16 protein-coding genes are annotated in these 20,304 nt (G+C 64.4%); 11 read left to right on the forward strand and 5 right to left on the reverse strand.

Annotated elements, in window-relative coordinates; translation table 11 throughout:
- Positions 1-26: 26 nt before the first annotated feature.
- The 7 genes from paoC (at position 27) to AC3WLN_RS08815 (ending at position 9,696) form a co-directional block, all read left to right on the forward strand.
- The gene (gene paoC / locus AC3WLN_RS08785) at positions 27-2,237 is read left to right on the forward strand and encodes an aldehyde oxidoreductase molybdenum-binding subunit PaoC (protein WP_492480638.1); all 2,211 of its coding nucleotides are present in this window, start codon (positions 27-29) and stop codon (positions 2,235-2,237) included.
- A gap of 118 nt (positions 2,238-2,355) precedes the next feature.
- Positions 2,356-2,754 (forward strand): (R)-mandelonitrile lyase, encoded by a 399-nt coding sequence (locus tag AC3WLN_RS08790; RefSeq protein WP_244483689.1) that lies wholly within the window; start codon positions 2,356-2,358, stop codon positions 2,752-2,754.
- 35 nt (positions 2,755-2,789) lie between these two features.
- Positions 2,790-3,509, forward strand: a complete 720-nt coding sequence (locus AC3WLN_RS08795) for a RibD family protein (protein WP_492480639.1) — start codon at positions 2,790-2,792, stop codon at positions 3,507-3,509.
- Between the two features lie 919 nt (positions 3,510-4,428).
- Positions 4,429-4,704, forward strand: coding sequence for a hypothetical protein (locus AC3WLN_RS08800; RefSeq protein ID WP_492480640.1), 276 nt, complete (start codon positions 4,429-4,431; stop codon positions 4,702-4,704).
- 154 nt (positions 4,705-4,858) lie between these two features.
- Entirely contained in the window at positions 4,859-6,904 is a 2,046-nt protein-coding gene (locus AC3WLN_RS08805) for an AAA family ATPase (protein WP_492480641.1), read from the forward strand.
- The gene (locus tag AC3WLN_RS08810; protein WP_492480642.1) at positions 6,897-7,136 is read left to right on the forward strand and encodes a hypothetical protein; all 240 of its coding nucleotides are present in this window, start codon (positions 6,897-6,899) and stop codon (positions 7,134-7,136) included. Before AC3WLN_RS08805 ends, AC3WLN_RS08810 begins: the two co-directional genes overlap by 8 nt.
- A 994-nt stretch (positions 7,137-8,130) precedes the next feature.
- Entirely contained in the window at positions 8,131-9,696 is a 1,566-nt protein-coding gene (locus AC3WLN_RS08815) for a site-specific integrase (protein WP_492480643.1), read from the forward strand.
- 79 nt (positions 9,697-9,775) lie between these two features.
- Here AC3WLN_RS08815 and AC3WLN_RS08820 read toward each other — a convergent pair whose 3' ends face one another.
- A complete protein-coding gene (locus AC3WLN_RS08820) occupies positions 9,776-11,002 on the reverse strand; it encodes a PDDEXK-like family protein (protein WP_492480644.1) in 1,227 nt (408 codons plus the stop codon).
- A 16-nt stretch (positions 11,003-11,018) separates the two neighbouring features.
- Entirely contained in the window at positions 11,019-11,753 is a 735-nt protein-coding gene (locus tag AC3WLN_RS08825) for a hypothetical protein (RefSeq protein WP_492480645.1), read from the reverse strand.
- A gap of 608 nt (positions 11,754-12,361) precedes the next feature.
- Here AC3WLN_RS08825 and AC3WLN_RS08830 point away from each other — a divergent pair.
- Positions 12,362-13,267, forward strand: coding sequence for an MBL fold metallo-hydrolase (locus AC3WLN_RS08830; RefSeq protein WP_492480653.1), 906 nt, complete (start codon positions 12,362-12,364; stop codon positions 13,265-13,267).
- A 238-nt stretch (positions 13,268-13,505) separates the two neighbouring features.
- On the opposite strand, the gene AC3WLN_RS08835 is transcribed toward AC3WLN_RS08830, so the two are convergent.
- The gene (locus tag AC3WLN_RS08835) at positions 13,506-15,812 is read right to left on the reverse strand and encodes a hybrid sensor histidine kinase/response regulator (RefSeq protein ID WP_492480646.1); all 2,307 of its coding nucleotides are present in this window, start codon (positions 15,810-15,812) and stop codon (positions 13,506-13,508) included.
- 334 nt (positions 15,813-16,146) lie between these two features.
- Here AC3WLN_RS08835 and AC3WLN_RS08840 point away from each other — a divergent pair, with 334 nt between their 5' ends.
- Both AC3WLN_RS08840 and AC3WLN_RS08845 read left to right on the forward strand, forming a co-directional pair.
- Positions 16,147-16,905 carry an SDR family oxidoreductase gene (locus tag AC3WLN_RS08840; RefSeq protein WP_492480647.1) on the forward strand — a complete coding sequence of 253 codons (759 nt, stop codon included), beginning with the start codon at positions 16,147-16,149 and terminating at the stop codon, positions 16,903-16,905.
- 12 nt (positions 16,906-16,917) lie between these two features.
- The gene (locus tag AC3WLN_RS08845; protein WP_492480648.1) at positions 16,918-17,358 is read left to right on the forward strand and encodes a hypothetical protein; all 441 of its coding nucleotides are present in this window, start codon (positions 16,918-16,920) and stop codon (positions 17,356-17,358) included.
- Between the two features lie 3 nt (positions 17,359-17,361).
- Here the strand turns inward: AC3WLN_RS08845 and AC3WLN_RS08850 are convergent, their stop codons facing one another.
- Together AC3WLN_RS08850 and AC3WLN_RS08855 are read right to left on the reverse strand one after the other, a co-directional pair.
- Positions 17,362-18,261, reverse strand: coding sequence for a sigma-70 family RNA polymerase sigma factor (locus AC3WLN_RS08850; protein ID WP_492480649.1), 900 nt, complete (start codon positions 18,259-18,261; stop codon positions 17,362-17,364).
- Positions 18,248-18,643 (reverse strand): hypothetical protein, encoded by a 396-nt coding sequence (locus AC3WLN_RS08855; protein ID WP_492480650.1) that lies wholly within the window; start codon positions 18,641-18,643, stop codon positions 18,248-18,250. The genes AC3WLN_RS08850 and AC3WLN_RS08855 overlap by 14 nt, the downstream gene beginning before the upstream one ends.
- 460 nt (positions 18,644-19,103) lie before the next feature.
- On the opposite strand from AC3WLN_RS08855, the gene AC3WLN_RS08860 reads away from it, so the two are divergent.
- Complete coding sequence (locus tag AC3WLN_RS08860; RefSeq protein ID WP_492480651.1) at positions 19,104-19,742, forward strand: 2,3-bisphosphoglycerate-dependent phosphoglycerate mutase; 639 nt, start codon at positions 19,104-19,106, stop codon at positions 19,740-19,742.
- Positions 19,743-20,304 lie beyond the last annotated feature (562 nt).

Below are 20,304 nucleotides of genomic sequence, written 5' to 3' on the forward strand. Positions count from 1 at the left end.
GAAACCGTAGGTCGAGGAGCGAGATCATGAAGTTCGACACCCCCGCCGGCATTAACCCCATCGACCGGCTCAAGGTCGTCGGGCAGCCGCTCGACCGGGTCGACGGTCCGCTCAAGGTGACCGGCACCGCTCCCTACGCTTCCGACTGGCACGATCCGCAGGCGAACCTCGCCTACGGCTTCATCGTCGGTGCCGGCATCGCCAAGGGGCGCATCGTGGCGATTGATCTTGCTGCCGCCAACGCCGCCCCGGGTGTCGTCGCCATCGTCACCCATGAGAACGCTGGAACGCTCGGCAAGGGCGAGTTCTACGTCCAGCGTTTCCTCGCCGCGCCAGAGATCGACCACTACCACCAAGCCGTCGCGGTCGTGGTCGCGGAGACGTTCGAGCAGGCCCGTGCCGCCGCCGCCCTGGTCGAGGTAAAGTATGCCCGGGCGGAGGGGGCATTCGACCTGTCGGCGTTGGTGGCGACGGCGCCGGTGGCCAAGGCCGGCCAGTTCGGAGGCAAGCCCGAGACCAGCGTCGGCGACTTCGAGGTCGCGTTCGCGGCGGCGCCGGTCAAGCTGGAGGAGACCTACACGACGCCCGACCAGGCGCACGCGATGATGGAACCGCACGCCACCATCGCCTCCTGGGATGGCGACCGCCTGACCTGCCACACCGCGATCCAGCAGATGAACTGGGGCGTTCGCGACCTCGCCAAGACCCTTGGCATCACCAAGGACAAGATCCGTCTGGTGTCGCCGTACATCGGCGGCGGGTTCGGCGGTAAGGGGACCGTGCAGACCGACCTCGCCCTTGCCGCGGTGGCCGCGCGCGTGGCGCGTCGACCGGTCAAGCTGGCCCTGCAGCGCCCGATGATGTTCAACACCACCATTCACCGCCCGGCGACGGTCCAGCGCATCTGGATCGGGGCGACGACGGACGGCCATATCACCGCCATCGGTCACGATAACCTCAACGGCAACCTTGCCGGGGGCCGGACCGAGCCGTCGACCGCCGCGACGCGGTCGTTCTACGCCGGCGCCAATCGCATGACCCGCCAGAGGCTGGCGGTGCTCGACCTCGCCGAGGGCAATGCGATGCGAGCCCCGGGCGAGGCCCCGGGATTGATGGCGCTTGAGATCGCTATGGACGAGATGGCGGAAAAGCTCGGCATGGACCCGGTTGCATTCCGGGTCCTGAACGACACCCAGGTCGACCCCGAGCATCCCGAGATGCCGTTCTCAACCCGCCCGTTCGTGGAGTGCCTCCGCACCGGTGCCGAGCGGTTCGGGTGGGATCGACGTAAGGCGGCGCCGGCCAGCGTCCGTGACGGGCGCTGGTTGGTCGGGATGGGTATGGCGGGCGCGATCCGCGCTGCGAAGATTGCCAAGTCCGGTGCCCGCGTGCGGCTCGATGCTCGGGGCGTGGTCACGGTCGAGACCGACATGACCGACATCGGCACCGGCAGCTACACCATCGTCGCCCAGACGGCTGCCGAGATGATGGGCGTCGGGATCGACCGGGTCGTCGCGCGACTCGGGGATTCCGATTTTCCCGAGTCGCCGGGTTCGGGCGGCCAACAGGGCGCGCCGTCCGTCACCGCAGGCGTCTACGCCGCATGCGTGAAGCTGCGCGAGGCCGTGGCCCAGAGACTGGGGTTCAATTCAGCCGACGCGATCTTCGCCGACGGCGAGGTGCGCCTTGGTAATCGCGCCGTACCGCTCGGCGATGCGGCGAAGGCCGGCGACATCGTCGTCGAGGACACCATGGAGTTCGGCGACCTGTCGAAGAGGTTCGCCCAGCAGACCTTCGGGGCGCACTTCGCCGAGGTCGGCGTGGATGCGGACACCGGCGAGATCCGCGTCCGACGGATGCTGGCGGTCTGTGCCGCGGGCCGCATCCTCAATCCGAAGACGGCCCGCAGCCAGGTCATCGGCGGCATGGTCATGGGCGTGGGCGCCGCCCTGATGGAGGAGATGGCGGTCGACACCAAGCGCGGCTTCTTCGTCAACCACGACCTCGCGGGTTACGAGGTACCGGTCCATGCCGACATCCCGCACCTCGACGCGATCTTCGTCGATGAGGTCGATCCGACGATGTCGCCGATCAAGGCGAAGGGAGTCGGGGAGCTTGGGCTGGTCGGCGTCGCACCTGCCGTCGCGAACGCGATCTACAACGCGACCGGGGTCCGCGTGCGCGACTATCCCATCACGCTGGACAAGCTCCTCGACCGCATGCCCGACGCGGCCTGAAGGTAGCGCCAAGGACACCGCCATGCACATACCCGTCGGGGCCGCCTCGCTCGTCCTTGCAGCGACCCTCGCCACCGGAATGAACTGGCATTGCTCCGCCAGTCCCTCGCAGGAGGCGGTGACCGTCGAGCGCAGCGGTACCGTGCCCTCCGTAAGGGGCGCGCCGGAGAACTTCACGGGGACCGTACGCGTCGACCCGATGATCCAGGAAAGGCCGCCTTCACGGTTGTCGGGCGGCCTCGTTACCTTCGAGCCCGGCTCTCGGACGGCTTGGCATACCCATCCCCTCGGTCAGACCCTGATCGTTACCGCCGGGGTCGGTCGAGTCCAGAACGAGGGCGGTCCGGTGCTGGAGATCCGGCCTGGCGACGTGGTCCGCATCCCGCCCGGCGTGCGCCACTGGCATGGGGCCTCGCCTACCGCAGGCATGAGCCACATCGCGTTGTCGGAGGCGCTCGACGGCAAGGTCGTCGATTGGATGGAGCACGTCACGGACGCCGAGTACCGCGGCGAGTGACCTGACCGTAACCCGAGGAAGAGTGAGTTCGCGAGATGCGTCCGAAGATCATCTGCCACATGGGAAGCTCCATCGACGGCCGGCTCCACCCGAGCCGCTGGACCCCTCCCGCCGCGGGCATCGAGCAGGACCTGGTTCACCGGTACTACGACGAGACCGCGGCGCGCCTGGATGCCGAGGGCTGGATCGTGGGTCGCACGACCATGGCCGAGATCGCCAAGGGGCATCCGCGCAAACCCGATACCGTTCCTGATGACCTCCGCCAGACTCATGTCGGCAAGCGAAACGGCCGCGACCTGGCCGTCGCAATCGACCCGCACGGCAAGGTCCATTATGGCCGGGACGACGCAGGCGGGGACCATATTGTGGCGGTCCTCGGCGAGGGCGTCACGGACGACTATCTGGCTGAGCTCCGTGAGGACGGGGTCTCCTACATCTTCGCCGGTCCGGACGGCCGGGACCTTGTCGGTGCGATGGCGACCCTGGGCGAGACCTTCGGCGTGAGGACCCTGCTGCTGGAGGGCGGCGGCATCATCAACGGCGCTTTCCTGAAAGCCGGATTGATCGACGAGGTCAGCCTGCTTGTCTCGCCCGCCCTTGATGGTCTTGCGGGTGTACCAACCATCTTCGAGTACCACGGCGAGCCTGACGAGCGGCCGGCGGCTGGCAAGGCGCTTCGGCATCGCCACACCGAGACTTTGGAAGGTGGCACCGTCTGGCTCAGGTATGCCGTCGAGGATGCTCCCGGCGCCTGAGCCTCGTGAGCATGAACCGCCGCCGGTCAAAGGCCGCCCGACCCGATTTCGTAAGCTGGAAAAGACAGGGCCGCAGGAAATTGCCGTGCGGCCCTGTCATAACTCTAGGTTGATTTAGAGCGTAACTTTGGTGCGCCGAACCGGATTATTGGGTCGGCTATCAAAAGCGGGCGTATCAGCACTGCCGTAGTGCAGGACGACCATTATGTTGGTGATATTAATCGTCGGGTTCGCGCCATGTGTAGTAGCGCCCCTGTATCGGTCGCTAGTTCCTGCAGCGTCGTATTATTCTCGGCTTTGACGATGAGAGCGGCTGAGCGGAAGGGTAGGCCTCTGTCGATAGGACCTATGTCTGCTTAAAGACATCAGCCACCGAAAGCAGCCAGACCGCTACCCACCCAACTCAGACGTTCGGAGCGGGTACTAAGCGGCAGCTTCCATCACCAGGGCGGGACGCCCGCCTAGTTCGAGGCGCCGATCCAGGATATCCGGGGCATGTCGCCAGGTCCCATGACCCGACGGAATGGCCGGCGCCCCAAATCAACGATGCATGCACGCCATCGACGGGGGACCGTTAACCGCGATAGGGCGCAGGGGTTGGAGACCTCGGGCGCGTACGTCGAAAATTACCCTGGACTTCGGGATATCTTCCCCAGCACTCCACAGCCTGCATCAGCTCAAACTACCGAGATGCATCACTCATTCGAATCAATGGCCTTGACGCCCAGGCTTTGGGATTCAAAGTAAACACCGATGGCGGTTGCTTCCCGTTCCCGCCGACAAGAGACCACGACCGTGACCCTGGCCCGCCTCATACGGAACCCCCTGCCCAGCGGCAGGACCGAGTTTCCCATCCCCCCCATCGCCCGGGCCTAGGCGGCGCGCACCCAGCGCCCGGCGGCCCGCGTTCGAGGCCGCCATGACAACGCATCCCATCGACGACGACACCCGGACCAACGACGACCTCGTGGGCGAACTTTTTCGTCGGCTCTTCATCATGAGGGGCTTCCACGAACCCGTCTTCCGGGCCGCCCTGCGCGACGCCATCCTGGCCGTGGCGCGCGCCGCCCACGCCGAGGCCGAAGCCCGCAGCCGCCGCGTCGCCGAGCGGACCGGTTCCTGGCCGACCGACTTTAGCGGCACGCCCTGGGGCCAGCGTCGCCCTACCGAGGGCGACGACCTCCCCGAAGGCTGACCCCCTCCCACCAGGACATCACCATGACCGTCTTCAAGATACCGCGCTTCGCCGGCCAGCCGAAACGCTTGCCGAGCCTCCGTCCCCCACCCCTTCCCGACACCCATTCCAGGGCCTGACCGGCGCATGCGCGCGGCGGCCCTACGAGGCCGCCATGACCAAGAAGACCAAGATCCCCGCCAGCATCCTCAAGAGCCTTCCCCGGAAGGCCAACCGAAACTTCGAGGACGCCTACGACGACGGCTATCCGCAGGACGATGAGCCCACCGACGAGACCAAGCCGTCCACGCCTGAGGAGGTGCTGGCTACGGCGAGCGTCAGCACGGTGCTCGCGATCAGCATGTTGCATACGATGCTGCCGCCAAAGGTCCTCGCCCGCATCCAAGCGCCGCCGAGCCTCGCGCTCGTGGTGGCAGTCCCCGGACCTGACTGGATCGGACCTATCGCCCATGCCCTCACGTCGTTCCGGGCCTGGACCGAGGTTGTTAAGAGAGGGGCGGCCGGAGGAAGCAAGACCTCGGAAAAGCCAAGCGTCGGAAATGACAGCGTAGCGGGTGCACTCGGCGCCGGTCGAAGCGTTCTCGGCGTAACGACAGCACCCGACCGTTACCTACCCGCCGCCCTCATGACGGCCGCCGACCTCCGTATCGAACTGAAGTCGCCGCCCCCAAAGGCCCTCCGGGCAACCATCCGGCTCGTCACCGGGCAGCGCGCCGGCCGCTTACCCGCCGACATCGTCCAAGGCCTTGGCTTCGACGAGATCACAAGCTGCATTCGGAAGGGAAGCACGCCCCGGGACTGCGTCCGCCGACTCAAGGCGGCTTCCGCATCGAAGCGGACAGGCTGCTCGGATCTAGCCGAGGTTCCGTTGGTCGAGGATACCTGGGGTTACGGACCCGCCAGGGATCACGCAATGGCGCTGGTTGACGCCATCAAGGCCCATCGGCTCGGGGCACCTTGGCCGGCGACGGGAACACGTTTCATCCTGGCCGGGCCGCCCGGAACTGGCAAGACTTCTCTAGCTCGCAGTATCGCAAAGTCGTTGGGCGCCAACATTACGGCAACAAGCGTGTCGGCTTGGTTTGCTCAGACCAATGGATATCTCAATGATATCTGCAAGAAGATCGACGAAGTTTTTCTTGAAGCATCTCAAAATGGAGGTGTATTACTTATTGATGAGTTAGACGGTCTGCCCAATAGGGACTCTTGCGATAGTCGCCATCGTGACTATTGGGTGACTGTCGTGAATCATGTTTTAATGACGCTCGATGGTGCGGTGTCGAGCCCAGCATCGAAGCTTGTTATCATCGGGGCGACCAACTTTCCGGAGAGATTGGACCCAGCCCTTACAAGGCCCGGCCGCCTCGACCGTATCGTGAGGATCGACCTACCGGACGAGCAAGCAATCGAGGGCATTCTGCGCCAACATCTCGGAAGCGACCTTGCCCAAGATGATCTCGCGCCTATTGCCGCCATCGGCATCGGCGCAACCGGAGCCGACATCGCCGGGTGGGCTCGTGGCGCCCGCATGGTCGCCATGGCGGGCAAGCGCCCCATGAACGTAGCGGACCTTATCGGTCGGATCGTACCACCGGAAACCCGCACGCCGGCGCAACAACTCGCGGTGGCAAGGCACGAAGCCAGTCACGCTACGATCTTGCAGGCTCAAAATGCTGGAGAGGTTCGCACGGTCTCACTCGTCGCCCAGGGCAACTTCGCCGGACGAACCCTGAGCCGACTCAACCACGAAACGTCCGCGATGTCGGCGGACGACCTCGATGCACTCATCGTCAGCGTCCTGGCCGGTCGCGCCGCCGATCAGCACTGGGATGCCGTCACTGCGGGCTCAGCCGGCGGTTCGGTGTCGGACTTGGCTCACGCCACGGCTTTGGTGGCTGGGAAGCACGCATCTTGGGGCCTCGGGCAATCCTTGCTCTACCGAGGCGACCAGGAAGACGCGCTGGCGCTACTCAGGGTCGATCCCGCATTCAGGCGCTTGGTAGAAGACGACCTCTCCCGACTTTACGAAATCAGTCGCGAACTTGTCAGCCAAAACGCCCCGGTGATCGACCGGATCGCCCGACGCTTGGTCGAACGCCGGGTGATGGGCGGGGATGAGGTCCGCGCGATCATCGCCGGCTCACCGGTCGGGGGCGCCAAGCCGGCTCGCGTGTCCGGCAAGGGAGGTCCCAATGCTTGAGGACCCCGACGAGCGGATCGCCCAGGTCATGCTCGGCCTGTTGAGGGCAAGGCGCGCCCTCAATCACGACCCGCAGACCTTTGACGACCTGATCGGCGCCGTCCTGGTTGAGGTCGACCTAGGCATGCAGGTCGCAGAGGAGGCTGCGTTGGAGCGCAAGCACCGAAAGGCCGCCGGCAACGTCGTCTCGTTCCCCGGCCAGGCGCTTCCCGTCTGCACCTCGCCAACCTGATGGATGCGCCGTTGAACCCCGGCGGAAGAGCGACAAGCTTCGCCCGCTGGGGTCGGCAGGGTTGTCCACAGGAAGGTTGGCGGACCGCCGACAAGCGTGCCGAACGCTCAAAGATTACCGCCTGGGGCACCCGAGAACGGCCTGAAGCCGCCCAAAGCCAAGCGCTGGGTCACAAAGCCGGAGAATCGACTTTTTGTCCCCGAGGAATGAACGCCCCCGGACCAACTCATTGATTCCAGCTGCCAACGGATCCGGTCCGCGAACCCATGTGGCCAAACGGGGACAAGGTGACGGAGAATCATTTGTCCCCGCAAAAACATATAGGCTGCGTAAGCTTAGAGCCTTGGCATTTTAACTATTTACAGCGTCGCTCAAGGAGTAACGCGCCCATAAGTCAGCATTATCGGGGCTTCGACAGCCTCAACCGGCATTGCGGTTCTCAGACTTATCAATCAGAAAAGGGTCAAGCGATGACGGGACTTCGAATTCCTCCACGAGTGGCGGCAAGACCAAGCCAAGTCGAGTGGGACGACGACGAATTACTGACTTTGCCCGAGGCGGCGGCGTTGATGTGGCCTAACGGTCCTTTGACGGTGTCTTCTCTTCGGACCGCGGTCCGGGACGGCCAGCTTCAGGTCGTCGTGGTTGCCGGCAAGATCCTCACGAACCGGGCAGCCCTTCGAAAGATGGGTACTTGCGGAGACTTGGCGCCTGCGGGCGTCGGCCGCCGCCAGGCTGTCTTGGATCGTGCCTCGCCGGCCGATCTCGAAGCCCTGCAGGATGCGATGCTCTGGAGCCTCCAGAGAGGCACCTGCAGGGAGTGAGGCACAAAAAACCCCGGCAGCCTCATGAGGCGACCAGGGTTTAGCGGCCCGAGGGCCGTGAATGAGCCGGCGTTAGGGACCCTCACTTTTTGCGGAGCAGCGGGTCCCTTTCGTCTCCTTCAACCGGTGCCGCAGAAATGCGGGACCGACCAGTTGCGTAAGGTACAACTATGTCGACCGGCACACAAATCACCCCGAGCCCTCTGAGCCATTTTTCTAAGTCGGCTTCGGCGGTGATCCACAACTTCGCCCCTCCCGCGACGGCTACGGCCGACATCCAGGCCGTGCAGCAGGCTGCGCTTCAGATGGCCCTTCTGGCTGGTAAGCCCAGACACGCCGTCGATCCGAGCTCGATCCGAATCGAGGTTCGGCCCAGCCGCAGCTCCGATCCAGACGCGCCGGGTACCTGGCGGTACCAATACCGCGGGCGTTGGCACACGCTCTACCTGTCAGGTGACCGGCCCAAGCAGGAAGCCCAGGACGCCGCACGATTGGCCATCATGTGCGAAGAGGCAGGGCGGCGAGGGATGATCGCGCCCCACGAGGTCCCGATCCAGGCAGCCATCGAGTATGCCCGGGGCGAGTGGAAGCCGGACGCCGGTGCCTCGCTCCGCGATTGGCAGACCTTTCAGAACTACGAGCGCAGCCTGTCCCGGATCGAGCAGTATTTCCCCGGGCACCTTCTGGCCCACTTCACCCGTAAGAACGCAGGCCGCTACCTGGACTTCGCCGGGACGATCAGGGACCAGCGTTTCGTAGACGTCGGCGAGGAAAGGATGATTTCGCGGGCCACGGCGCACAAGGACTTGGTGCACCTCAGGATGGCGATCCGACTCTACAGCGAGAACGCTCGCCTGCCTTGGTCACCGGACCCGAAGCTGCCCCCGGCGCCCACCGCAAGGCACGGCTTCTTCACACGCGAAACGGTGGCGCGGATGCTCATGGCATGCCGCGGCTACGTGATCGACCCGCAAACCGGAACGTGGAAGACCGTCACAGTCGTTGATCCGGAAACCGGTCTGACGACGACCCGGCGCTTTCGGCATGACGCCGTAACCATCGCTCAGCGCGAGTGCGTGAGGCGCCTCATCATCATCGGGGTGTACAGCGGCACCCGCATCGATGCCTCCTATGGCTTATCTTGGAGGCTCCATCCCGCTCGCGGCTGCATCGACATCGAGCGCGGGCTGATCCATCGAGCCGGTTACGCGGAGGACGTGAACAAGGGCAAGCCCAGGCTGACATCCGCCATGCGAATGCAGTTCCTGGTCCATGCAAAGGGATGGCGGAAGCAGGATCTCGCCCGCGGTATCAAGCACGTGCTGCACCAGCCGCGCGGGGAGAGTCAGGGCAAGCCCTACCGCTCCTTCCCCTATCACTTCTGGTGGGACGTGATGACGGATGCCGGGCTTGATCACCACGCCGATCCGCATGTCCTCTGCCATACGGCCATCACTTGGCTCGGCATCGACGGCTACGACGTGTTCGTGACCGCCGATCTCACTGGCAGGGACCCCCAGACCGTACGCTCGTATTATCGGCAGTGGAACCTGACCGGCCAGAAGCGTGCGGTTACCATCGGGCGTCTCCCCGTGGCGAAGCACGTGGATGTTGAGGACCTTATGTCCGACGACCGGCCACGGCGCGCCGACCGCTACGAGCCCCGGCGTCTCAACGGCAAGCACAAGCCGTCGCTGCCTCGTGCGCCCAAGCGCCGTTCCCCGCCCATGCACTAGGACGCCGCTCATAGGCTCCCCGACCTCGGCCTCCTCGCACTTGGCGACCGTTCAACGGCCGCCGGGAGTGAGGGGGCCTTCAGCCATTCTCGCCCGATGTGGCGGCGACCATATCCAGAACCGCCTTCGTCAGCGCCGGCAGGTCCTCGTCCTGGAAGGCCTTCCAAGTTTCCTGGATCACGGCAGCACGCTGCTCTTCGTCCATGAGCTTGCCCGCCGCGTGCGAGAGCAGGTCCCTACCGTAGATGGTGGCGAACTTCGCGCCCATCGGTTTCACCAAGCCTTTAAACAGGTCGGGGCGGTCCCGTGCCCCCTGGTATAGCCGCTCCCTGATACCGTTCGGTGCCGGACCAACGACCAAGGCGACGCTGACCCTGTAGGCATACGCCTCGCTGGTGTAGGTCTTGATCTCGAACACGACGCTACGCCCGGTTCTCGTCCAGAGCGTCGTATCGCAGGCGTTGAGGTCGGGAACCGAGGCCCATTCGGCCGGCACGAAGGCGGCCAGAGTCGAGCCGATCCGGTCCATCGCGAAGCTCGGATCGCCCACGACCAGAGACTTGGCGACCTGAAAGAGGCCGCCACCCTCGGGCCGGCATTTTAGGATGTAGTCGAACGCCTCCTTGTGACGTTCGTACAGAAGCCGCGCGAGATCCTGCAGTTCCTGGTCGGGCACGATATGCCTCCTGAGCATCTCGACGTAGTGGCGTAAGATCAGGCCGGTTTCGGTGTCGCCATTTCTCTCTTGAGCCAGAGCCTCGATCATTCTCGCCAGGTCCGCGTAGTTCATGGCGACGTACGCGTCCTGATCGGGCGCATGGCCGTCGGGCGTGAGGAACACGAACAGGTGTCGCTCCGAGGGGTAGCGGCTCTCCACGATCTCGCGGTACCGGGCGAGTTGGCCCTCTCCGGCCTTCGCACCGACCTTGTTCTCGATCAGCACGACCAACCTGAGGTGCTTGATTTCGATCAGGAGGTCGATGTTGTTCCACTCCCGGTGGATGACGGCGCCGTCGAGGTCGCCGACCAGCAGTTCCAGCGACCGGATCGGGCGGGACGCCGGCGGCAGGCCCGCAAGTGCAAGTCGAAGGAAGCGGAGGAGCGGCTCGCTCGTAAGGCCGTGGTTTCGCGAGGGCGAGAGGAGGAAGGCCAGGAAGTTTGAATGGCGAAGCTCACCTCGGACGGCACCCATGGCCTCGAACAGGTTGAAGCGTCCCATCCGCCGGTCGATTGCCTGAAAATCCAGGTCATCGACCAAGTCCGCGAGCTTCTGCTCGACGTCGGTGGTGATGGTGCCTTCGATCATCGCCGGTCAATGTCCCTTACGCCACGAGATCGCCCACAACATTCATATCGAACGCTCCGGCCACCGCCTCGCGAGCCAGGATGCCAAGTTGCCCACGGGGATGGCCCCCCTCGCCAAGCCACCGAGGCAGGAGGTTGCCCTGAGACGCGAAGTGCTCGACGTGCACGAAGGTGACCGTCTCGTCGGCATACGCGACCTCATTGACGGTCCGCCAGCGCCCCGGACGAGCTTGCTGCACGAGAGAGCGGGCGTGCCTGACGTAGTTCCCTTTCGTGCCAAGGCCGAACATCAAGATAAGGCGGGTTGCCGACGGGAGGTCCGCCAGGAAGCGGCGAGCGCAGTTGGTGGCCACCTCCTGACCGAAGCGGGAGGCGACGAAGCCGTCGAGCATGCCGCCACCGGTTCCCTTCCAGACGTTCCCATCCCGCCGTTCGACCGTGCAGCGTATGAGGGAGCCGAAATGGAAGCGACCTGCCGGATCGGCAATCGAGCGATCCACGATGGAGCGCAGGCGCTCATTATCGCCTCCCTCGATAAGGCCGACATGCGCAAGGATCTTGCCGACCGCGGCCCGGCCTTTTCGATAGGCGATCTGGTTGTGTGATGTAGCGGCGAGGTCGCCCGCCTGAGTCGGACCTTTAGAGAAGCCTAGGACGACGACCTCCGCATTCGGGTTTCCCCAGGCGAGGGGGTTGGCCGTGATACGCCAATCGCCATCCGGGCTGATCCGGCGGGTCTTGTCGAACTCCACGGGTCGGCCACCATGGCAGATCACGCAATCGATGCGTCCGCTGGCAGGCAAGCTTGAGGGACATCCGGTCGATAGGGCCATATCGGTTCGCTTATGCTTGGGTCACGCGTTAGATTTGTGAAACAGGTAACAGGTTGTGTGATTCATCACCCGATACCTTCGAATCAAAAACATTTGCCTGCCGAGGCGCGGTCGCTGCCTGACGCTGCCAAATCTCAGCTGGAGGATAGCTCACTCCGGATGTGGATCGGATCGATTGAGGCAAGTTCCTGGAATCGCGTGTAGGTGCCGAACTTGCGTTCCTGATGGCGTCATGCGTGGCCGAGGAAGCTGACTGGGAATGGGGAGCCGAGGGATGGCTCCGCATCGCGGCCGACCTTGGACACGCACCGGCAGCCTTCCGCCTGGGTGAAAATATTTCGACAGATACGGCCGTCCGCTGGCGATCCGTTCAATTCCTTCACCGCCGATGTCACATCTGCCGGATCAATATCGTCCCTCTGCCATGACGCGCGTTTGAAAATTTCGATGCTGTGGATGCACGCGCGTCCCACAGAGGGATAGACATGACTTCATCGATTGCCGGCAACGCTGGACAACCTGCTTCGATAGACGTTCAACAACCCCCTTCAGGAAGCCAAGATCTAGTCCCGTCGCGTTACGCCGTCCGCATCGGCGAGATAGATGTGCTGGTCATCAGCGACGGGGTATTACCGCTCCCTACAGCGATGCTCGCCCACAATGCGGATCCAGCCCTTCGGGCGGCATGGCTGAGGGACATGTTCCTGGCGCCTGACGCCTTCGACTGGCCGCTGAATGCGGTCGTGGTGCAGAGTGGTGGGCAGACCATCCTCATCGATGCCGGGCTTGGGCTGGACCCAAACCTGGACCTGCCGCGAGCCGGTCAGTTAGTCAAACGACTGGAAGCGGCCGGCATCGACCTGGGGTCCGTGACCGACGTGGTGCTAACCCACATGCACATGGACCACATCGGTGGGCTTCTTATCGACGGGGTGAAGGAACGGTTGCGACCGGACCTGCGGATCCACGTCGCTGCCGCCGAGGTCGCGTTCTGGGAGGCACCCGATTTCACCCTCACCTCCATGCCAACAGGTTTTCCGGACGCGCTTCGGTCCGCGGCCACTCGGTTCTCGAAGGCGTATCGCAGCCAGTTGGTGACGTTCGAGGATACGTATGAGGTCGCGCCGGGGGTGGTCATCCATCGCACCGGTGGCCACACCCCTGGGCATAGCGTGGTCCGCTTGGCATCCGGCGGCGACCGACTGACGTTCGCCGGTGATGCCATATTTCCCGTAGGCTTCGATCAGCCGGATTGGCACAACGGTTTCGAGCACGACCCCGAGGAGGCTGCACGCGTCCGGATCCATCTTCTTCGGGAACTGGCCGGGACCGGGGAGCAGTTGGTGGCGACGCACTTGCCCTTCCCGTCCGTTGGCCGGGTCGCGGTCGATGGTGACGCCTTCCGCTGGGTTCCGGTGTTCTGGGATTTCTGACTGCGCACCGAGACGAAGCCAAACCAGTCGTACGCGGGATACGGCCACTCGGCCGTTGCCGGTGAGTGCGTCGCCATCCCCGGGCTTGCCTCGGGGGGCAACGGTTTTCGGGAATGCACGCTGAACGAAACTCCCGCACCCGGCAGGGCGGAGGCGCCCCGCCAATCCCGCGCTGCGCCACCCGGCCTATACCGGCGCCGCACGGTGATATTGTGGGCCGACCCAGGCGGACTGTCGCTCACGCTTCGATCTTCTCAGGGGTGTGGTCGAGGACGTTTCGGACCTTGCTCGCCAATTGCTGGAGGGTGAAGGGCTTGGGCAGGAAATGCGTCCCGGGATCGAGCACGCCGTTATGCACCACGGCGTTGCGCGTGAACCCGGTCGTGTAGAGCACCTTGAGCCCCGGCCGCCGCCGGATCGCTTCCTCGGCGAGCCGACGCCCGTTCATCTCGGGCATGACGATATCGGTAAACATCAGCGCGACATCGGGTTGGGCGTCCAGTACGCGCAAGGCCGCCGCGCCGCTCTCGGCGTGGCGCACGCTATAGCCAAGTTCGCGCAAGGCCTCGACGCTGAGGAGGCGCAGGGCCTCCTCGTCCTCGACCACGAGCACGATCTCGCGTCGGTCACCCATGGCCGGTGCCGCCACGGTCTGAGCGTCCCGCGGGGCTACGGCAGCTTCGCCCTCGCCATAGAAGCGCGGGAGGTAGAGCTTCACGCTCGTGCCTTGTCCGGGCTCCGAGTAGATCCGTGCATGCCCGTTCGACTGCCGGACGAAGCCGTAGACCTGTGACAAGCCCAATCCCGTTCCTTTTCCCACCGGCTTGGTGGTGAAGAACGGGTCGAAAACCTTGGTGAGAACCTCCGGTGACATTCCGGTTCCGGAGTCGGTCACGGCGACCAAGACGTACTGACCGGGCGAGATCTCGACGGTCCTGGCATAGGCTTCGTCGAGGTGGGCGTTAGCCGTTTCGATGGTGAGGCGGCCGTTTCCGTCATCCGCCTCCTGCATGGCGTCTCGCGCGTTCACTGCGAGGTTCAGGATGGCATTCTCCAGTTGGCTCACATCGGCATGGGTGCGCCACAATCCGCCTGCGAGCACGGTCTCCAATCTGATACCCCCGCCGAGCGTGCGGCGCAGGATCTCGGACATTCCGGATACGAGCTTGTTGGCGTCGATGGGCTCCGGAGCGAGCGGCTGCTGGCGGGAGAAGGCAAGCAGGCGTTGGGTGAGCGAGGCTGCACGGTTCGCGCCGTCCGTCGCGACATCGATGAAGCGCTCGATGTCGGTCTCGCCCCGCGCCAGGCGTTTCCGGATCAGGTTGAGACTGCCGATCACGATGGCCAGCATGTTGTTGAAGTCATGCGCGATGCCGCCCGTCAGCTGGCCGACGGCCTCCATCTTCTGCAATTGACGCAGGTGGCTTTCGGCTGTCTCGCGGCTCTGCATCTCCTCGATGAGCGAGCGGTTCGCGGTGTCGAGGTCGTGCGTGCGCGCGGCGACCCGGTCTTCCAGTGCCGTGTTGAGATCCCTCAAGGCGAGGTCCGCAGCCTCGCGTTCGCGTGTCCGCGCCTGCAACTGTAGCGCCGCCGTCGCGAGCGCCGCCCCGACCCGGTTCACCTCCAGGATCGGGGTCGCTATGGCGTCGACCGGGTCCCCTTGGCCGATCGACACGGCGGCGTCCCCGAGGCGACGCATCGCACGTTCCACCCGTCGGCCGATACCCAGCGCGATGCCCACGATGAGCAGTCCAAGCACGAGACCCAACCCGACGAGGATGGTGATCGAACGCTGCAGCGGGGCCTCGGCGAGTTCCCTGCCCACCACGACCGCCGCGGTCCAACCGGTCAGCTTGGACCGGCCATAGCCGACCAGGACATCTTGGCCGACCCTGTTGCGGCCGTAATATCGTCCGGCATTGTCGACCGTGCGGGAGCGAAAATCCGTCGAGGTCAGCTTGCCGACGAAGTCCTCCTGTCGCTCGGTCCGGACGGCGACGATACCGTTTCGATCCACCAGCGACCCGATCCAACCGGACGGCAGATCCTCGCGTTGCGTCGTCTCGACGAGATGACCGAGATCCAGACTCGCGGCGAGGATGTAGGTCGGCGTTCCGCCGATGCGGACAGGGGCGCCGACGATCTGGAATACCGGCTTTTGACTCACGGAAGTCAGGAAGACGTTGCTGACCACCGCGATGCCGGTACGCAGGACTTCCCTGTCGATTTCCACGAGGACCGGGGGCGCAGGCGCGGCGGTCCCGAGCGGCGCCCGGGTCGTCAATGCCGGCGTCCCGTCGATGTGCCGAAGGTTGATGTTGATCCCCTGCAGGCGACTGATCTCCTGCATCTGAGCGTAGAAAGCCGGGAGGTCACGGGTCACGAGGCTCGGCGAGGTCGCGAGCGCCTGAAGTGTCGTCAGGACACCGTGGATCTCGCGGTCGAACGCCACCGACAGACCGTGGGCCCTGGCCTGGACGTCCTGTTCGACGCGCGTGCGTTCCGAAGCGGCGAAGCGCCAGAGCAAGACACCGACGAAGAACAAGGTTGGGACCAGTAGGCCGACGAAGAGGGTGAGGAACTGCCATCTGAGCGGACGAGGATGTCTCAACCGACAGTCCCTCGTCCATGATGCAGGTAGAATCGGTCCCGCGTCACCCTGTCGGTGTGCAGCGTCATGATCTGTATTCCCCGTGATGCTCTCTGCACGACGAGAAGGCAGGTGCGGACGTGACATGGTCGAGTGCATATTCACGGCCCCTGCAACATTCGTCTGCGATTGGATCGATTTCGATAGATCCGATGTCACACCGGGTGTGGCTGCCCTCGTCCTGACTGCGAACGTCCCGACCGGGACCGGACACAGGACGGAGCGTCACATGAAGATCGTCGTCATCGGCGGCACGGGGCTCATCGGCTCGCAGGTCGTTTCCAATCTGAAGGCCGCCGGCCACGAGGTGCTTGCGGCCTCGCCCAAGTCGGGGGTGAATGCCGTCACGGGCGAGGGTCTCGCAGACGTGTTGAAGGGCGCAGACGTCGTGGTCGACGTCGCCAATTCACCCTCCTTTGCAGACGATGCGGCGATGGACTTCTTCGTCCGCGCCGGACGGAACCTTGCCGCCGCCGAAAAGCATGCCGGCGTTTCCCATCACGTCGCACTTTCGGTGGTCGGGACCGAGTTGCTGCTCGACAGCGGGTACTTCCGGGCCAAGCTCGCCCAGGAGGAGTTGATCGCCTCGGCCGGCGTGCCCTGGACCCTGGTCCGTGCCACGCAGTTTCACGAGTTCGTCGCCGCGATTGCGGGAGCCGCACTGGTCGATGGCATCGCGCGTGTGACCTCCGCATCGATCCAGCCAATCGCGTCGGCCGACGTGGCCGCCAAGGTCGCCGAGGCCGCGCTGGCGTCCCCCCGGAACGGCATGATCGAGATTGCGGGCCCCGAGCGGTTGCCGATGGTCGACCTGGTGAGGAGACACTTCGAAGGTATCGGTGAGACGCGCAGCGTCATCGCGGACGACACGGCACCATATTTCGGCGTCGTCCTAGAAGACCGTTGGCTTACGCCCGCGGGACCCGCGTGGCTCTCGGAGCGGCGCTACGGCGACTGGCTGGCGGCGCAGCCGAAGCGCGTGGCCTAAGACCTCTTCCAGATGGACGCAGCGTACATCCCGGCGCTCTCCGCGCTAGCGGGGTCCGCCATCGGCGCGATGGCCTCTTTCGCGACCACATGGCTGACCCAACACAGCCAGGAGCGTGCAATCCTCCTGGTCCAGGACCGCGCGCGCCGGGAAGCGCTGTACGGAGAGTTCATCCGGGAGGCGTCGACCCTGTTCGGCGACGCCTTCCGGCACGACCTCGACGACCCGGCCAAGCTCGTGAACCTCTATGCCATCGTCAACAAGATCCGGCTCTTTGGGGAACCGGAGACGTTGGAGGAGGCCGAGCGCGTCATGCAGCGCATCGGCGAGACCTACTTCGCCCCGAACAAGGATCTCGCCGTCTTCGCGGACATCCGCCAGGCCGGCGACCTCGATCCCCTCTGCAAGTTCTCGACCGTCTGCCGCAAGGAACTCGCCATCGCCCGCCGGTGAGGCTCAGTGAGGTGTCGGCGCTCCCGCCGCCCCTCCGAACCGCATCGCCATCCGCTGGAGCTTGTCCGGGTTGCGAGTGAAATAGATGCCGACGATCAGGCCGCCCTGAATATCCAGGGCGACGGTCTGGAACGTCCCGCCAGGCTCCAGGCTGAAGTACCCCGGCAGACCATCGATCCAGAGATCCTGAAGCTTCCGGGCATGCTGGATCCATGCTTTCCGCGCGACGCCCTCGAACATGCGCGTGACCTTGTCGATTCCGACAATGGGTCTGGGGAATGCATGCACCTTCCCGCCTCCGTCGGAGTGAACGACGACGGCATCGGCGAGCATGGTGCGCAGCGCCGCGACGTCACCGGTCGTCGATGCCTCGAAGAAGGCCTTCGCGATGCGCGCACCCTCGTCCTTCTCGACGGGAAAGCGCGGCCTTTCGGATTGCACGTGTTTCCTGGCCCTCGCGGCGAGCTGACGGACCGCCGGCGGCTCACGCCGGAGTGTCGTCGCGACTTCTGCAAGCGGCATAGCGAAGACGTCGTGCAGAATGAACGCCGCCCGCTCCAGCGGCGATAGCCGTTCCAGGGCCAGCATCAACGTGAGGGTCAGGTCGTCGCCGAACGCCTCCTCCGGTTCCATGGCAACGGGCTCGGGCAACCAGGTTCCGAAGTAGGTCTCGCGGCGCGCTCGTGCGGACTTCATGACGTCGAGGCAGAGCCGCGTGACCGTACGCGACAGGAAGGCACCGGCGGACGTCACACCGGCATGGTCGACCTGACGCCAACGGAGCCAGGCGTCCTGTACGACGTCCTCTGCCTCACCGAGGGAACCGAGCATGCGATAGGCAAGCCTGACGAGCCGTACCCGCTCCTGTTCGAAAACAAGGGTCGGATCATCAATGGTCGGCATGGCGGTACGCCCAGGCGCTGAGGGCAACTGCGATAAGCGCAGGAAGTGTCACCGCAGGGAAGTCACGGGGCAGAACTTCCGGCCCGCAAATGCCCACCGCAACCTCCCAGAAGTGGAACAACGCATGCCCCGTGAGCCAGATCGCACCAATGCTCCAGAGCAGAATACGCGAGCTGGGTCTTACTGCCCCATATGCAAACCCCGACCCGATCAGCACGAAGATCAGACCAATATCGCGCAGGAAGTGCTGATTGAACGGGCCTGTCGAGGTCACGCCCGGCACCGCGAAGTACCAAGCCTCCGGTGCGGCGAGCATAAAAATGCCGTTGCCGACAAACCCGGCGCCGAGAAGGCCCGCCAGAACTGGAATAACTTTGCTCATCGCACTCTCCTCACGTGATCGCTGCATGAGAGTGACGATGCAGGGGGGGGCTCCGTGTGACATTGGACGCAAGGTATATCGCGGCATTCGTCAAAGCCTACGCGTTCCGATGTGCTTGCGGCTTCACTGACGACCCTACCGGGCCTCATCCGGCAGTAATGTACGCTTTCAGGCGTGAGACGTTTGCATTCAACGGGAATGTTGGGTCGGGACCCACCCGTCCGCTCTACGTCTGAGTAGGGTGGATTTCTCTCAGTCCGCCTCGGAGTCGCCGATCCATCGAAGCGGAGGTTGCCGTGCCGGCTGCTTCCAACACTGGCTACCGCAGGGCACGCGTTCATGTACTCCATGACCCGCAGCAGGTTGGGTTCATTGAGCCTTGCCTCGCGGGATTGCCTCGATAGGGATCGATCCCAATGGCTAGGCTTAACCGGCCAACCTTTCATCGTCAGGAGTCCGCGTGGATCGTCCCCTGGAATGCTCGCCGCGGCGCTGCCTCGTCCTGATCCGACACGGCCAGAGCCAAGCCAACGCCGATGGCCTCTTCACGGGCCTGCTGGACTCCCCTCTGACCGACCGCGGTCGACAGGAGGCAAAAGCTGCCGGACGCTGCCTGCGAGAGGCAAACCTTCACTTTGCCTCGGCTTTCACCTCGACCTTGATGCGGGCTGCAGCGACCACGCAGTTGGCACTCGATGCCCTGGGTCAGGCCGATCTGATCCCCCAACAGGACGCGGCGCTGGACGAGCGCGACTACGGCGTCCTCAGCGGCCTCGACAAGGAGACCGCCTACCGCCGTTACGGGGCGGAGCAAGTCGAGGCTTGGCGTCGGTCCTATGATGGCCTCCCTCCGGATGGTGAAAGCCTTAAAAATACAGCCGCGCGGATCGTCCCGTTTTACCTCGGGCGCATCCAACCGGCCGCGATGCGCGACCCGACACTGGTGGTCGGACACGGCAATGCTTTGCGGGCCCTGGTGATGATGCTCGAAGGCCTTGGCCCCAGCGAGGTTGAGGACCTGGAGATCGCGACCGGATCGATCCGAGTCTATGGGTTCGCTCCTGACACGACCATCGTTTCGCGCACGCTCATCGGCTAGCCGGACGACTGCTTTCGGGTCCCGCGCGAGTGACCCTGAACGGTCAGGTCGGGTCGACGTCCGCCGGTCCGCTCTGCGACCGAGTTGGGTGGATTTTTGCCCGTCTGCTTACTGGGTCGGAGGCATGAAACCAGACGTTCGCGGAGTTCGCCTCAGCCGACCGCTCGTTTCCTGTTCTGAAGGTTTTTGAAGGATACAAGCCCAGTCATCACAATGGAGATAGGCTGGTCGGCCGTAAGATCCGACGTTTGACCACGTGGGGGATCGCGGCCCATCCGTGAATAGGCCGAAGCTAAAGGGACCGATGCTTAAGCCTTCGACAAAGTAGCCGAGGACTGAGGCGAGCCGGGTACGCTTGAACAGCGGGGCCGCGATCACGACCACAGCAAGAGAGGCAACGACCTGAACGAGTTTTCCGGCGGCGCCTAGTGCTCCAGCAGCCATGGGTCGTAGCTTTGGTGAAGTGAGTGAGCATCGGACGGTATTAGGGTCTGTCGTCGCCTGAACGGATTGGTTTGGCTTTCGTTTTCGTCTCTCTGATGCAGGAGGGACGATGCTGAGC

This window comes from Methylobacterium sp. FW306-05-D (genome assembly GCF_058782155.1).